Annotated in this window: 12 protein-coding genes, 1 tRNA gene and 1 pseudogene; 9 read left to right on the top strand and 5 right to left on the bottom strand. The window is 70.5% G+C overall.

What is annotated here, in order from left to right; translation table 11 throughout:
* Nucleotides 1–12: 12 nt before the first annotated feature.
* From E4F25_RS02540 to E4F25_RS02530, 3 genes and pseudogenes are all read right to left on the bottom strand, one after another.
* The gene (locus E4F25_RS02540) at nt 13–663 is read right to left on the bottom strand and encodes a response regulator (RefSeq protein ID WP_140908689.1); all 651 of its coding nucleotides are present in this window, start codon (nt 661–663) and stop codon (nt 13–15) included.
* Between the two features lie 81 nt (nt 664–744).
* Nucleotides 745–834, bottom strand: a tRNA-Ser gene (locus E4F25_RS02535).
* 18 nt (nt 835–852) lie between these two features.
* Nucleotides 853–1,767, bottom strand: a pseudogene (locus tag E4F25_RS02530) (LysR substrate-binding domain-containing protein); the annotation flags it as partial.
* 129 nt (nt 1,768–1,896) lie between these two features.
* Between E4F25_RS02530 and E4F25_RS02525 the strand changes: the two are divergent.
* From E4F25_RS02525 to E4F25_RS02490, 8 genes are all read left to right on the top strand, one after another.
* Nucleotides 1,897–2,478, top strand: a complete 582-nt coding sequence (locus E4F25_RS02525) for an FMN-dependent NADH-azoreductase (protein ID WP_140908687.1) — start codon at nt 1,897–1,899, stop codon at nt 2,476–2,478.
* Nucleotides 2,479–2,565: 87 nt separating this feature from the next.
* The gene (hemN, locus tag E4F25_RS02520; protein ID WP_140908686.1) at nt 2,566–3,978 is read left to right on the top strand and encodes an oxygen-independent coproporphyrinogen III oxidase; all 1,413 of its coding nucleotides are present in this window, start codon (nt 2,566–2,568) and stop codon (nt 3,976–3,978) included.
* Between the two features lie 31 nt (nt 3,979–4,009).
* Complete coding sequence (locus E4F25_RS02515; protein WP_140908685.1) at nt 4,010–4,762, top strand: helix-turn-helix domain-containing protein; 753 nt, start codon at nt 4,010–4,012, stop codon at nt 4,760–4,762.
* A gap of 72 nt (nt 4,763–4,834) precedes the next feature.
* On the top strand, nt 4,835–7,174 hold the full coding sequence (locus tag E4F25_RS02510) for a nitric-oxide reductase large subunit (protein WP_140908684.1): 2,340 nt from the start codon (nt 4,835–4,837) through the stop codon (nt 7,172–7,174).
* Nucleotides 7,171–8,415: an NnrS family protein gene (locus E4F25_RS02505; protein ID WP_140908683.1), complete on the top strand. Its 1,245-nt coding sequence runs from the start codon at nt 7,171–7,173 to the stop codon at nt 8,413–8,415. The genes E4F25_RS02510 and E4F25_RS02505 overlap by 4 nt, the downstream gene beginning before the upstream one ends.
* Nucleotides 8,416–8,419: 4 nt before the next feature.
* The gene (locus E4F25_RS02500; RefSeq protein ID WP_140908682.1) at nt 8,420–8,821 is read left to right on the top strand and encodes a SirB2 family protein; all 402 of its coding nucleotides are present in this window, start codon (nt 8,420–8,422) and stop codon (nt 8,819–8,821) included.
* A gap of 55 nt (nt 8,822–8,876) precedes the next feature.
* Nucleotides 8,877–10,823, top strand: a complete 1,947-nt coding sequence (locus E4F25_RS02495; RefSeq protein WP_246069710.1) for a pyridoxal phosphate-dependent decarboxylase family protein — start codon at nt 8,877–8,879, stop codon at nt 10,821–10,823.
* A complete protein-coding gene (locus E4F25_RS02490; protein WP_407062800.1) occupies nt 10,795–11,889 on the top strand; it encodes a PLP-dependent cysteine synthase family protein in 1,095 nt (364 codons plus the stop codon). Before E4F25_RS02495 ends, E4F25_RS02490 begins: the two co-directional genes overlap by 29 nt.
* Nucleotides 11,890–11,902: 13 nt before the next feature.
* On the opposite strand, the gene fabB is transcribed toward E4F25_RS02490, so the two are convergent.
* Both fabB and fabA read right to left on the bottom strand, forming a co-directional pair.
* Nucleotides 11,903–13,129, bottom strand: a complete 1,227-nt coding sequence (gene fabB / locus E4F25_RS02485; RefSeq protein WP_140908680.1) for a beta-ketoacyl-ACP synthase I — start codon at nt 13,127–13,129, stop codon at nt 11,903–11,905.
* Complete coding sequence (gene fabA / locus E4F25_RS02480) at nt 13,129–13,644, bottom strand: 3-hydroxyacyl-[acyl-carrier-protein] dehydratase FabA (protein ID WP_140908679.1); 516 nt, start codon at nt 13,642–13,644, stop codon at nt 13,129–13,131. The genes fabB and fabA overlap by 1 nt, the downstream gene beginning before the upstream one ends.
* Before the next feature lie 184 nt (nt 13,645–13,828).
* Between fabA and nirK the strand changes: the two genes are divergently transcribed.
* Nucleotides 13,829–15,352: a copper-containing nitrite reductase gene (gene nirK, locus E4F25_RS02475; protein ID WP_140908678.1), complete on the top strand. Its 1,524-nt coding sequence runs from the start codon at nt 13,829–13,831 to the stop codon at nt 15,350–15,352.
* The last annotated feature ends 4 nt before the right edge of the window (nt 15,353–15,356 follow it).

Raw genomic sequence — 15,356 nt, 5'->3', positions numbered from 1 at the left:
GCGGCAGGCCGGTCAGGCCACGACGTCGGCGGGATCCACCAGCCCGTACTGGCTGGCCAGGCGCGCGAGCGCGATCGGGTCCTTGATCCCGAGCTTCTCGAACAGGCGCGACTTGTGCGTGTTGACGGTCTTGGCGCTGAGGCTGAGGCGCCGTGCGATGTCCTCCTGTCGCAGGCCCTGGGTCAACAGCATCGCCACCTCCATCTCGCGCGGCGACAGCGCCTCGAACGGCGACTGCCGTCCGTCCATGCCGTACAGGGCCAGCTTCTGCGCCACGCTGCTGGCCAGGAAGCGGCGGCCGGCGGCCACGGTGCGCACCGCGCGCAGCAGTTCCGAGGCGTTGCCGCCCTTGCCGACGTAGCCGGACGCGCCGGCCTCGATCAGGCGCCGCGGCAGCGGCCCGTCCTCCAGCACCGAGACCACGACGACGCGCGTGCCGTGGTCGCCGCGCACGATGCGCTCGGTCACCTCCAGGCCGCTGACGCCCGGCAGGTGCAGGTCGCACAGCACCACGTCGGGCTTGAGCCTGCGCACCTCCGGTAGCGCCGCCTCGCCGCTGTCGGCCTCGCCGACGACGTCGATGTCCGGCTCGGCGGACAGGATCATGCGCATGCCGGTCCGCACCAGCGCGTGGTCGTCGATGATGTAGACGCGAATCGCCATCCGGCCTCCCTGGAACAGGGCCAGACTAGGCGGGCGTGGCCGCGCCGACAAGCCGGCGACCCGCGTTCACCGCGGCGGGGATGGCGGAGAGGGTGGGATTCGAACCCACGGTCGTGTCGCCACGACGGCGGTTTTCAAGACCGCTGCCTTAAACCGCTCGGCCACCTCTCCGTGGCGCGCAGCTTAGCGCACGCGCCCGGCTCCCAGCAGCGGCGGCATGCGTTCGGCGAGGTAGTCGATGAACACCCGCACCGCCGGCAGCAGCCCGCGGCGCGACGCGAACACCGCGTGGCAGATGCCCTCCGGCAGGCGCCACTCCGGCAGCACGACTTCCAGCTCGCGCTTGCGCAAGGCATCGGCGCACATGGTCTCCGGCATCAGCGTGATGCCGATGCCGCGCGTCGCCAGCGAGCGCAGCAGCGGGAAGTCGGAACCGGCCACGCGCGGGCGCAACGCGATCCGCCTGACCTCCCCCGCCGGGCCGTGCAGCTCCCAGGACTGGTTGGTCTCGTCCTCGCCCAGGCTCAGCGTGACGTGTTCGTTCTCCAGTTCCTCCGGGCTCGCCGGCCGGCCCATGCCGTCGAGGTACTTCGGGCTCGCCACCAGCAGGCTCTGGATCGGGCCGAAGGTGCGCAGCACCAGCTCGCCGTCGTCGTCCAGGCGCGTGCGCACGCGGATCGCGACGTCGATGCCTTCGTTGATCAGGTCCACGCGCCGGTTGCTGACGTGGAACTGCAGCCGCACCTCCGGGTACAGCGCGAGGAAGTCCGGCAGCAGCGCCGGGATCTCCTGCTGCGCCAGGCTGACCGGCACGCTCACGCGGACCACGCCGCGCGGCGTCGCGCTGAGCCGGTCGACGGCATCGCGCGCAGCCTGTGCCTCCTCGAGCATCGTCTGGGCGTGGCGGTAGACGTGGGTGCCGACGTCGGTCACCGCGAAGCGCCGGGTCGAGCGCTGCAACAGGCGCACCCCGAGTTCCGACTCGAGCTGGCTGATGCGGCGGCTGAGGCGCGACTTGGGAATCCCGAGCGCGCGTTCGGCGGCCGCGAAGCCGCCGTGCTCGACCACCACGGCGAAGTAGTAGAGATCGTTGAGATCGTGCATGGGCGACGGCCGACCGTTCCATCCGGGGAACGTACCGTCATATCAGACCAGCTTAATTCCACGCTGGCAACGATCCACCATGGGTCCCTCGCGGCAGGCGCCGCTCCGAAAACACGCAAAGGGAACGCCATGAACCTCCTCCACGTCGACTCCAGCATCCTCGGCCAGGATTCCGCCAGCCGCCGCCTCAGCGCCGCCATCGTGGCCAGCCGCAAGGCCGCCGAGCCGGGCCTGCGGGTCACCTACCGCGACCTCGCCGCCAGCCCGCTGCCGCACCTGAGCGGCGGCTCCCTGGCCAAGGCCGACCCGGCCGAGGCGGCCGCCGCCGACGGGGTGATGCAGGAGTTCCTGGACGCCGACGTCGTCGTGGTCGGCGCGCCGATGTACAACTTCGCCATCCCGTCCACGCTCAAGGCCTGGATCGACCGCCTGGCGGTCGCCGGCAAGACCTTCCGCTACAACGAGCAGGGCATGGCCGAGGGCCTGGCCGGCGGCAAGCAGGTGGTGATCGCCAGCAGCCGCGGCGGCTTCCACCAGCACAGCGGCGCCGACTTCCAGGAGCCCTACCTGCGCTACATGTTCGGCTTCATGGGCATCACCGACATCGCGTTCGTGCGCGCCGAAGGCCTGGCCGTGTCCGCCGAGCAGCGCAAGCAATCGCTGGATTCGGCGCTGGCCTCGCTCGGCTGCCCGCTGTCCGACGCGGCGTGAACGAATCCGGCAAACCGCGCGGGCGGCGCGCGCCCGGTTTGACCAGGGTCAAGGCCCGCGGCGCGCGCCGCCGCTAGCCTGCATCGCATGTACGCCAATCCCCGCTTCGATGCTGCCCTGCTCCGCCGTTACGACCGGCCCGGGCCGCGCTACACCTCCTACCCGACCGCGCCGCAATTCAGCACGGCGTTCGGCGAGGACCAGTTGCGCGCCGCCGCGGCCGCCAGCAACGGCGACCCGATCCCGCGCCGGCTGTCGCTGTACGTGCACGTGCCGTTCTGCATGAGCCCGTGCTTCTACTGCGGCTGCAACCGGATCATCACCCGCGACCTCGCCCGCGGCGAAACCTACCTGGTGCGCCTGTACCGCGAGATCGCGCTGGCCGCGGAACTGTTCGACCGCGACCGCGAGGTGATCCAGCTGCACCTGGGCGGCGGCACGCCCAACTTCCTGTCGCCGGCGCAGCTCGGCGACCTCGTGGACACCCTGCGCAGCCATTTCCGCTTCTCCGACTCGCCCCATCGCGACCTGTCCATCGAACTCGACCCGCGCTACACCAACGCGCGCGACGTGCTGGCGCTGGGCGAGATCGGCTTCAACCGCGCCAGCTTCGGGGTGCAGGACTTCGACCCGGTCGTGCAGCAGGCGGTGAACCGCATCCAGTCGGTCGAGGAGACCCGCGCGGTGGTGGACGCCTGCCGCGAGGGCGGGTTCCGCTCGGTCAACGTCGACCTGATCTACGGGCTGCCGAAACAGTCGCCCGGCGGCTTCGCGCGCACGCTCGACACGGTGCTCGAAATGCGCCCGGACCGGCTGGCGGTCTACAGCTACGCGCACCTGCCGGAGCTGTTCAAGGCGCAGAAGCAGATCAATGCGGAGGACCTGCCGGACCCGGCCACCAAGCTGTCGCTGCTGCAGCTGGCGATCGAGAAGCTGACCGCGGCCGGCTACGCCTACATCGGCATGGACCACTTCGCGCTGCCCGACGACGACCTGGCGCAGGCGCAGCAGCGCGGCACCCTGCACCGCAACTTCATGGGCTATACCACCCACGCCGACAGCGACCTGGTCGGCCTGGGGGTCAGCGCCATCAGCCACATCGGCGACAGCTTCAGCCAGAACCCGCGCGACCTGCCGTCCTGGCAGATCGCCCTGGACGAGGGCCGCCTGCCGGTGTTCCGCGGCATGCAGCTGGACGAGGACGACGTCCTACGGGCCGAGCTGATCCAGCAGCTCATGTGCCAGGGCGAGATCCCTGTGGCCGCGCTCGAGCGGCGCCACGGGATCGACTTCGCCGAATACTTCGCCGACGCGCTGGACCGGCTGCACCCGCTGGTCGAGGACGGCCTGGTGCGGGTCGAGGCCGAACGCATCGCCGCCACTACGCAGGGACGCCTGTTGTTGCGTAATATTGCGATGTGTTTCGACCGTTACCTCGACGATCCCTCGAAGCGCCGTCCGGCGGAAGGGGCCGCGCCCAGGTTCTCGCGCGCCATCTGACCTGCCCGCCGGCCATGGAGCACGCCCCGACGTGACCGGCACCACCTTTCCCCGCGTCGACCGCAGCATCGTCGCCGACGACGGCGACGAATTCACCTTCTGCTCCACCTGCGCGTTCTCGCACGCCTGCCTGTCACAGGGCCTGGACAAGGCGTCGCTGAAGGACCTGCACATGCTGGTCGAGCACATCGGTCCGTTCCACGCCGGCGAGCACGTGTTCCGCGAGGGCGACCCGTTCGAGGCGATCGCGGCGGTGCGCGCCGGTACGGTCAAGACCTACAGCATCGACCGTGACGGCCGCGAGCACGTGCTCGGCTTCCACCTGCCGGGCGAGGTGATCGGGCTCAACGCGATCGCCGGCGACAGGTACCCGTGCAATGCGGTCGCGCTCGACACGGTCACCCTGTGCCGCTTCTCGTTCCCGCAGATCTCGGTGCTGGCCACCCGCCTGCCCGGGCTGCAGCAGACCCTGTTCCGGCTGCTCAGCCGCGACATCGGCACCGCCTCGCTGCTGGCCGGCGACTGGACCGCGGACGAGCGCATGGCCGCGTTCCTGGTCGGGCTGTCGCGGCGGCTGGCCGCGCGCGGCTTCTCGCCGGACCGCTTCCAGCTGACCATGGCGCGCACCGACATCGCCAACTACCTGCGGCTTGCGCCGGAAACGGTGAGCCGCGTGCTCAAGCGCTTCCAGGACGAGGGCGTCGTGCGCGTGGACCGGCGCGAGATCGAACTCGCCGATCGTCCACGCCTCGAGAACATGGCCGGCGGCATCCTCCAGTCCTGACCCCCGCTTGACCTGGGTCATGGAGCGCGGCCAGCGTGGTCGCCACCATGCCGCCAACCTGCAGGAGGCCAGATGGACAACACCCGCAAGCTCTGGATCGCACTCGGCGCGTTGCTCGCCATTTCCTTCGGCGTCCTGCTCTGGGCAGGCTCCGAGATCTTCCGCGAGGCACCGCCGGTCCCCGAACAGGTGGTGGCCGACGACGGCACCGTGGTGTTCACGAAGCAGGACATCCTCACCGGCCGCCGCGTCTGGCAGTCCATGGGCGGCATGCAGCTCGGATCGATCTGGGGCCACGGCGCCTACGTCGCTCCGGACTGGAGCGCCGACTGGCTGCACCGCGAGGCGGTAAACCTGCTCGACCTGTGGGCGCGCGCGGACGGCGGGATGGCGACCTACGCCGACCTGCCGGCAGAAGAGCAGGCGGCGCTGCGCGGCCGGCTGCAGGCGCTGATGCGCCGCAACACCTACGACCCGGCGACCGGCACCATCACCCTGCACCGCGACCGCGTGGCCGCGATCTCGAACGTGGCAGCGCACTACGAGAGCCTGTTCGGCAACGATCCGACGACCGCGGCGCTGCGCGAAGCCTACGCCATGAAGAACGACACGGTGCCGGACGCGGCACACCGGCGTGCCCTGTCCGCGTTCTTCTGGTGGACCGCTTGGGCGGCGGGCACCGAACGTCCCGGCAAGATCGGCGAGACGCTGGCGCCGACCGGGCCGGGGATCACCGAGCAGCGGGTCACCTACACCAACAACTGGCCCAGCGAGCCGCTCATCGGCAATACCCCGCCGCCCTCGCTGTGGGTGTGGTCGGCTTTCTCGGTGCTGTTCCTGATCGCCGGCATCGCCCTGCTCGGCTGGCACCACGCCTGGAGCCACGGCCGCGGCGAGGAGGAACCGCACCTGGTGCCCGCGACCGATCCGTTCGCGGCGCTGCGCATCACTCCGTCCATGCGCGCCACCGCCAAGTACTTCTGGGTGGTGCTGGCGCTGTTCCTGGCGCAGATCCTGCTGGGCGCGATCACCGCGCACTACCAGGTCGAGGGCCAGCAGGCCTACGGCTTCGCCCTGGCCGAGATCCTGCCCTACTCCATCACCCGCACCTGGCACACCCAGCTCGCGGTGCTGTGGATCGCGGTGGCCTGGCTCGCCACCGGCCTGTACATCGGGCCGGCGCTGTCCGGGCATGAGCCCAGGTTCCAGCGGCTCGGCGTCAACGTCCTGTTCGCCTGCCTGCTGCTGATCGTGGTCGGCTCGTTCGCCGGCCAGTGGCTGGCGGTGATGCAGGACAAGGGCATCGGCATCGACGCGGCCAATTTCTGGTTCGGCCACCAGGGCTGGGAGTACGCCGACATGGGCCGCTTCTGGCAGGTGTTCCTGTTCGTCGGGCTGCTGCTGTGGCTGGTGCTGGTCGGCCGCGCGTTGTGGCCGATCCTGCGCGGCCCCCGCTCCGGCACCCGCTCCATCGTCGGCCTGCTGTTCCTGTCCACCGTCTGCATCGGCCTGTTCTTCGGCTCGGCGCTGATGTGGGGGCACGACACCCACATCTCGGAGGTCGAGTACTGGCGCTGGTGGCTGGTGCACCTGTGGGTCGAGGGTTTCTTCGAGGTCTTCGCGACCGCGGTGATGGCGCTGATCTTCACCCGCCTGGGGCTGATCCGGACCTCGACCGCGTCGGTGGCGGTGCTGTTCGCGACCATCGTGTTCATGGCCGGCGGCGTGCTCGGGACGCTGCACCACCTGTACTTCGTCGGCACCCCGACCGCGGTGGTCGCGATCGGCGCCAGCTTCAGCGCGCTCGAGGTGGTGCCGCTGGCCTACATCGGCTTCGAGGCCTACCACACCTGGAAGCTTGGACAGGCCACGCCGTGGATGGTCCGCTACAAGTGGCCGATCCTGTTCTTCATCGCGGTGTCGTTCTGGAACATCGTCGGCGCGGGGCTGTTCGGCTTCCTGATCAACCCGCCGCTTTCGCTGTACTTCATGCAGGGGCTCAACCTCACTCCGCTGCACGGGCATACCGCGCTGTTCGGCGTGTACGGGATGCTCGGGATCGCGCTGGTGCTGTTCTGCATGCGCGGCCTGCGCGGGCAGATGCGCTGGAACACGGGCGCGCTCAAGCTCTCGTTCTGGGCGCTCAACCTGGGCCTGGCGCTGATGGCGGTGCTGACCCTGCTGCCGCTGGGCACGATGCAGCTGCTGGCGGCGATCGAGCACGGCTACTGGTACGCGCGCTCGGCCGAGTTCATGCAGAAGCCGATCGTCGACCTGCTGGTATGGATGCGGGTGCCCGGCGACACCGTCTTCAGCATCGGCGCGATCGCGCTGGCCTGGTTCGTGCTGCGGCTGTGGATCGCGCCGGCCCGGGAAGCCGTGGTCGGCGCGGAAGGCGCCGCGGACGAATGAACATGCAGGGGGGCACCGGCGGTGTGGCGGCAGGCAAGGGCCTGTCGCCGCGGCTGCTGGCCGACGCGCCGCACCGGCTGATGTTCGCGATCGGCGCGGCCAACGTGCTGCTGGCGATGCTGTGGTGGGCGGTGTGGCTGGTGGACGTGCGCTGGCAGTTGCCCGGGCTCCGGCAGCCTGCCGTCTACGCGGGCTGGCTGCACGCCATCGTGATGCAGTACCAGGTGCTGGCGCCCTTCATGTTCGGGTTCCTGCTGACGGTGTTCCCGCGCTGGATGGGGCAACGGGAGTTGACGCGCTGGCACTACGTCCCGGTCGGCGTCGGCCTGTTCGGCGGGCAGCTGCTTACGCTCGCGGGGGTGCTCGGCCCGCCGCACCTGCTCCACCTGGGCGCGCTGCTGACCATCGCCGGCTGGGCCACCGGCCTGTTCTACCTGCTGCGCTGGCTGTGGCACGACCAGGCCCGCACCTGGCATGCGCTGTCGTGCGGTGCCGCGATGCTGTTCGGCTTCGCGGGTTTCCTCGCCTACGCGGCGTACCTGCACCTTGCCGATGCGCGGCTCGCGTTCGCGGCGATCAAGATCGGCAGCTTCGGCCTGCTGTTGCCGGTGTACTTCACCGTCGCGCACAGGATGTTCCCGTTCTTCGCGGGGAACGTCGTGCCCGGATACCGTCCATGGCGCGCGATGTGGGTGCTGGCCGCGTTCTGGCCGCTGGCGCTGGCCCACCTGGCGCTCGAGCTGGTCCATGCCTACGCGTGGCTGTGGCTGCCGGACGTCCTGCTGCTCGGCCTGTCGGGCACCTGGCTGTTCCGCAACTGGCCGCGGGGTGGCGGGCCGCTGCTGGCGCGGGTGCTGTTCTGGGGCTACGCCTGGCTGCCGGTCGCACTGCTGCTGTACATCATGCAGAGCCTGCTCTATCTCGCCGGCGAGGGCTACCTGCTGGGCCGCGCGCCGGCGCACGCGATGTTCATCGGCTTCTTCGGCAGCCTGCTGGTGGCCATGGTCACGCGCGTCACCCAGGGACATTCCGGGCGCCCGCTGGTGTTCGGCGGCGTGGCCGTGTTCGCGTTCGTGATCATCCAGCTGGTGACCGTGACGCGGGTGGTGGCGGAACTGGTTCCGGACCAGATGGCGTGGCAGGCCGCGGCCGCGATCGGCTGGGTGCTCGCGTTCGTGCCATGGGTGCTGCGCTCGCTGGGCATCTACCTGTCGCCGCGCGCCGACGGCCGGCCGGGCTGAGCCGATGCTCGAGTTCTACCCGCAGATCAAGTCCGCGCACATCCTGGCGGTCGCGTTGAGCGGCAGCCTGTTCGCGCTGCGCGGGCTCGGCGTGCTGCTGGGCATGCGCTGGCCGCTGTGGGCTCCGGTGCGCTACCTGAGCTACGCCATCGACACCGTGCTGCTGACCGCGGCGCTGATGCTGCTGACCATCCTGCCGGGGGCGATGTTCGCCAACGGCTGGCTGACGGTGAAGCTGGTGCTGGTCGTGGTCTACATCGTGCTCGGCGTGTTCGCGCTGAAGCGCGGGCGCACGCGCGGCCGCAAGGCGCTGTTCTACCTGCTCGCCCTGCTCGCGTTCCTGGCGGTGGTCGGCATCGCGCGCATGCACCATCCCTGGGGCTGGCTGCTGCCCTACCTGGCCTGACCGGCGCTTGATGCAGGTCAGGGCCGGCGCCGGCCCGCGGCCGCAGCATGCGCGCATGGACCTGCCTGCGCGCGACGACGACATGCATCACCAGGACGAGCCGGGGATGACCGAGGCCTGCTTCCTGGGGCCGTACGGGGAGAACGACACCCTGCTCGAGAAGCTGGTGGTGGAGTTCCTGCGCGACCACGTCTACTGGCGCCGCAATTTCCATCCCGAGGACCCGCCGCCGATCCCGACCAGCGCCGCCCAGCGTGCCGGCTACCAGCGGATGGAGGCGCGCATGCGCCGCGAGCTGCACCAGCTTTCGGCGGCGCTGAAGCGCTCGGTGCCCTTCCACAGCCCCCGCTACATCGGGCACATGGTCTCCGACCTGCTGCTGCCGGGGCTGGCGGCGCAGATCCTCACGCTTCCGTACAACCCGAACAACGTGAGCGAGGACGCCGCGCCGGTGACGGCGGACATGGAGGTCCAGGTCGGCCTCCAGCTCGCACGCATGTTCGGCTACCGCCACGACCCGTCGCGACCGGACTGCGCCTTCGGGCACCTGGCCTCCGGCGGCACCTCGGCGAACCTGCAGGCGCTGCGCCTGGCGCTGGCGCTGAAGGCGTTCCCGGTGGCGCTGCGCGCGGCGCGGGTGCCCGGGCTCGCGCTCCCGGACGACGACCACGCCGCCTTCAACCTGGCGCCGGCCGCAGGCATCGTCCTGCTGCAGGACTGGCAGGACTGGCTCGCGGGCCTGGAGCCGGAGGCGCGCCGGCACTGGCAGCAGCGCGTGCAGGCGCAGCGGCTCGAGCAGCTCGGCCTGGCCGGGTTCCTGCAGGCGCATCCGGAGTTGCAGGTGCCGGTGGTGCTGGCCCCCGCAACCGCGCACTACTCGTGGAGCAAGGGCATGAAGCTGCTCGGGCTCGGGCGCGCGCAACTGCGCGCGGTGCCGCAGCACGACATGCGCATGGACGCCGCTGCGCTGGCGGAGATGCTCGACGACTGCGCCCGCCGCCGGCAACCGGTGCTGATGGTGGTGGGCGTACTCGGCACCACCGAGTACGGCAGCATCGATCCGCTCGACCGCATCTGCGACGCCCGCGACGCCGCGGCCGGGCGCGGCCTGGGCACGGCGGTGCACGTGGATGCCGCCTGGGGCGGCTACCTCGCCAGCCTGTTCCGCGATCCCGACGGCAACCTGCGCAGCCGCGACGAGGTGGCGGCCGGCTTCCAGGCCTTCCCGTCCCCTGGCGTGCACGCGGCCTTCGCTGCGCTGTCCCGCTGCGACTCGATCACCGTGGACCCGCACAAGCTCGGCTACCTGCCCTACGGCGCCGGCGCGTTCGTGTGCCGCGACCACCGCGCCATGCCACTGCTGGCCGAGGGTGCCGACTACGTGTTCCATTCCGAAGGCCCGGCGGACTACCTGCGCCACTACCGCAGCCTGGGCCGCTACACCATCGAGGGCTCGAAGCCGGGGGCCGCGGCCGCGGCCGCCTTCGTGACCCACCGGGTGCTACCGCTCGACCACGCCGGCCTGGGCCGGCTGCAGGCGCACTCGATCCGCGCCGCCGAGGCCTTCCACGCCGCCGCGGAACGGTTTTCCGGGGCGGTATCGGACATCTGCCGGGCGACCGTCCCCTTCGCCCCCGACAGCAACCTGGTCTGCCTCGCCCTCAACCCGGCCGGGAACCGGGAACTGGCCGTTGCCAGCGCCTTCGTGCGTGAACTCCATCGAGGCCTGAACAGCGATCCGAGCCAGCCGCTGCAGGTCCGGGAGTACTTCGGTTCGGTCACCACCCTGCACCTGGATGGCCTGGACCACGAAGACAGGAAAAGGATCGTGGACCGGCTCGGACTCGATCCGCCTGCAGGCGAAGGGGACGCCTGCCTGGTGATCCTGCGCCACACGCTGATGAACCCCTATCTGATCGACCACGAGAACGGGATCAGCTACATCCATGGCTACTTCGAACATCTCACGACCCGTGTCCGCGCTCTCGCAGACGCCCGCTGACGGCGCCGGGCGGCCGCGCGAACCGCGCGTCTGGACCGAGGAAGCGCTGGAGGTCCTGCGCCGCGAGGCGCGGCGCTCGGCGGACACCCACCTGCTGCACCTGCAGCTGCCGGCGTTCCCGGGCATCGACTTCTACTTCAAGGACGAGGCTGCGCACCCGAGCGGCAGCCTCAAGCACCGGCTCGCGCGTTCGCTGTTCCTGTACGCCCTGTGCAACGGCCGCCTGCGACCGGGCCAGCCGGTGGTGGACGCCTCCTCGGGCAGCACCGCGATCTCGGAGGCCTGGTTCGCGCGCCTGCTCGGCATCCCCTTCACCGCGGTGATGCCGGCCTGCACGGCGCCGCGCAAGGTCGAGGCGGTGGAAGCCCTCGGCGGCCGCTGCGACCTGGTCGAGGACCCTGGCGAGGTGCAGGCGCGGGCGCAGTGGCATGCCTCGCGCGGCGCCTGCCACCTGGACCAGTTCGGGCTCGCCGAGCGCGCCACCGACTGGCGCGGCAACAACAACATCGCCGAGTCCATCATCGGACAGCTGGAGCACGAGCAGCATCCGGAACCGGCGTGGATCGTGTGCGGCGCCGGCACCGGCGGGACCTCGGCGACGATCGGGCGGTACCTGCGCTACCGCGGCCTGCACACCCAGCTATGCGTCGCCGAGCCGCAGGGCGCCGGCTTCGCGCTGGGCTGGCGCAGCGGCAACCGCAACGCGCGCGCGCTGCAGCCGACGGTGATCGAGGGCATCGGCCGCCCCTGCGTGGAGCCGGGCTTCCTGTTCGAGGTCGTGGACGACGTGGTCGAGGTGCCGGACGTGCAGTCCATCGCCGCCGCCTGGCTGCTCGAGGAGCTGCTGGGGCGGCGCTACGGCGGTTCCTCGGGCACCAATTTCGTTGCCTGCCTGCAGCTCGCGGGGCGCTTGCGCACCTGGGGCAAGCGCGGCGCGATCGTCACCCTGCTCTGCGACCGCGGCGAGCGCTACGAAGAAACGCTGTTCGACCGCACCTGGCTCGAAGGGCGCGGGCTGGACCCGGCGCCCGAGCTGGCGCGCCTGCGCGCCAGCACCACCGCCTGACGCGGCGCGCGCGTCAGGCCTTGCGGAACACCAGGCTGCCGTTGGTGCCGCCGAAGCCGAAGCTGTTGGACATCACCGTGGCCAGGTCGGCCTCCTGCGCGTGGCGCAGGATCGGGTAGCCCTCGGCCTTCGGATCCAGCGACAGGATGTTGTACGAGCCGGCCATGAAGCCGTCGCGCAGCATCAGCAGGCTGTAGATCGCTTCGTGCACGCTGGCCGCGCCGAGCGAGTGCCCGGTCAGCGCCTTGGTCGACGACAGCGGCGGGACCGCGTCGCCGAAGGCCTCGCGCACCGCCTGCAGTTCGACGATGTCGCCCAGCGGGGTCGAGGTGCCGTGCGTGTTGAGGTAGTCCACCGGCGTGTCCACGCTCTGCAGCGCCATCCGCATGCAACGCACCGCGCCCTCGCCCGACGGCGCCACCATGTCCACGCCGTCGGAGGTCACGCCGTAACCGACCAGTTCGGCATGGATGCGCGCGCCGCGCGCCTTCGCGCGTTCGAGGTCTTCGAGGACCAGCATGCCGCCGCCGCCGGCGATGACGAAGCCGTCGCGGTCCACGTCGTAGGGCCGCGACGCGGTCCCCGGCGAGTCGTTGTGGTGCGTGGACAGCGCGCCCATCGCGTCGAACTGGGCGGTCATGCCCCAGTGCAGTTCCTCGCCACCACCGGCGAACACCACGTCCTGGATGCCGTGCCGGATCATGTCGGCGGCGGCGCCGATGCAATGCGCGGACGTGGCGCAGGCGGCGGACAGCGAGTAGCTGACGCCGCGAATGCCGAAGGCGGTGGCCAGCGAGGCCGAGACCGTCGAGCACATCGTGCGCGGCACCATGTACGGACCGACGCGGCGCACGCCCTTCTCGCGCAGCAGGTCGCCGGTGGCGATCTGCCACTCCGCCGAGCCGCCGCCGGAACCGGCGATCACGCCGGTGCGCGGGTCGCGCACCTCGGCCTCGGACAGGCCGGCATCGGCGATCGCGTCGCGCATGGACACGTAGGCGTAGGCCGCCGCATCGCCCATGAAACGGCGCAGCTTGCGGTCGATGGCCGCGTCCAGGTCGATGTCCGGAACGCCGGCGACCTGGCTGCGCAGGCCGAGTTCGGCATATTCCGGCACGAAGCGGATCCCCGGGCGCGATTGCCTCAGTGCGTCGGAGACCGTGTCGAAATCGTTGCCCAGCGGAGACACGATGCCCATGCCGGTGACCACCACCCGGCGCTGGCCGCGCGCGATGCCCATCAGAACCCCTCCGTCGAACCGAACAGGCCGACGCGCAGGTTCTCGGCGGTGTAGATCTCCTTGCCGTCCACCAGGGTGCGGCCGTCGGCGATCACCATCTTCAGCCTGCCGCGAACGACCCGCTTGATGTCGATCTCGTACGCCACCAGGCGCGCCTCGGGCAGCACCTGCCCGGTGAACTTGACCTCGCCCACGCCGAGCGCGCGGCCACGGCCCGGCTCGCCCAGCCACGGCAGGTAGAACCCGGCGAGCTGCCACATGGCGTCCACCCCCAGGCAGCCCGGCATCACCGGGTCGCCCTCGAAATGGCAAGCGAAGAACCAGAGGTCGGGGCGGATGTCGAGCTCCGCCCGGATCACGCCCTTGCCGTGGCGGCCGCCCTCGGTGGAGATTTCCGTGATCCGGTCGAACATCAGCATCGGCGGCGCGGGGAGGCGCGCGTTGCCGGGGCCGAACAGTTCGCCCCGGGCGCAGGCGAGCAGTTGCTCGCGGTCGAGCGAGGACGGTCGGGTCATTACTTCGAAGCGTGGGGAAAACCCGATTATGCCAGTCGCGCCAACCTCTTGACCTGCAAGACACGCCGGATTAACGCATAGTGAATGGCGCGGGATTGACCCACGTCAGTTCCATACGCCCGCGGATGGCCCAAGCTTCGCGCAACGGTCCCGTGGACCCAACACCCCAGGAAAGGGAGCAACGATGAAACCGACCCTCCGACATGCCCTGGTCGCCGTGGCCCTGGCCACGCTGGCGCTCGCAGGCTGCCGTGGCGACGGCAACGCCGACCAGCCCGCGGCCACCGCCGCGCAAGGTTCAGGCGGTTCCCTCAAGGGCGACTTCGGCCCGCCGCAGGGCGAGCCGATCGAGGCGGTGCTGACGTCGCCGCCGAACGTGCCGCCGCCGGTCAACCGCGACTACCCGGCCAAGGTCGTGGTCACGCTCGACGTGATCGAGAAGGACATGGAGATCTCGCCCGGCGTCACCTACACCTTCTGGACCTTCGGCGGGACCGTGCCGGGCAGCTTCATCCGCGTGCGCCAGGGCGACACCGTGCAGTTCCACCTGCGCAACATGCCCGACAGCAAGATGCCCCACAACATCGACCTGCACGGCGTCACCGGCCCGGGCGGCGGCGCCTCGTCGACGTTCACCGCGCCCGGCCACGTCAGCCGCTTCACCTTCAAGGCGCTCAATGCCGGCCTGTACGTCTACCACTGCGCGACCGCGCCGGTGGGCATGCACATCGCCAACGGCATGTACGGCCTGATCCTGGTCGAGCCGCCGGAGGGGATGCCGCCGGTGGACCGCGAGTACTACGTGATGCAGGGCGACTTCTACACCACCGGCAAGTACCGCGAGAAGGGCCACCAGGACTTCGACATGCAGAAGGGCGTGGACGAGAACCCCACCTACGTCCTGTTCAACGGCATGGAGGGCGCGCTCACCGGCGACAACGCGCTCAAGGCCAACACCGGCGAGAACGTGCGCCTGTACGTGGGCAACGGCGGCCCCAACCTGGTGTCGAGCTTCCACGTCATCGGCGAGATCTTCGACAAGGTCTGGTTCGAGGGCGGCACGCGCTACAACGAGAACGTGCAGACCACGCTGATCCCGGCGGGCGGCGCCGCGATCATGGACTTCCACCTGGAGGTCCCGGGCAGCTACGTGATGGTCGACCACTCGATCTTCCGCGCCTTCAACAAGGGCGCGCTGGCGATCCTCAAGGCCGAGGGCCCGGAGCGCCCCGAGATCTACTCGGGCAAGGAAGTGGACGCGATGTACATCGGCGACCAGGCCGCACCCAACCTGGCCGCGGTCGGCCAGGCGGCGGAGGCGGCGCAGACCGGCGAACTCACGGTCGAGGACCAGGTCAAGGCCGGCGAGGCGCTGTTCGCGGGCACCTGCTCGACCTGCCACCAGGCCAACGGCCAGGGCCTCGAGGGCGTGTTCCCGCCGCTCGCCGGCTCCGACTGGATCGCGGCCGATCCCAAGCGCCTGCCGCAGGTGATCCTGCACGGCCTGTCCGGCCCGGTCACGGTCAACGGCGTCGAGTACAACTCGGTGATGCCGCCGATGTCGCAGCTCACCGACGACGAGGTCGCCAACATCTCGACCTACGTGCTCAACAGCTGGGGCAACCCGGGTGGCTCGATCAGCAAGGAAGAGGCCGCGGCCGCCCGCAAGGGTCCGCCGATCGGCGCCGGCGGGATGGAGGCGCACTGACGCC

This window comes from Cognatiluteimonas lumbrici (assembly GCF_006476065.1).
Taxonomy (GTDB): Bacteria; Pseudomonadota; Gammaproteobacteria; order Xanthomonadales; family Xanthomonadaceae; genus Cognatiluteimonas; species Cognatiluteimonas lumbrici.
The sequence above is the reverse complement of the archived record's forward strand: the minus strand, read 5'-3'. Positions and strand labels throughout refer to the sequence as shown.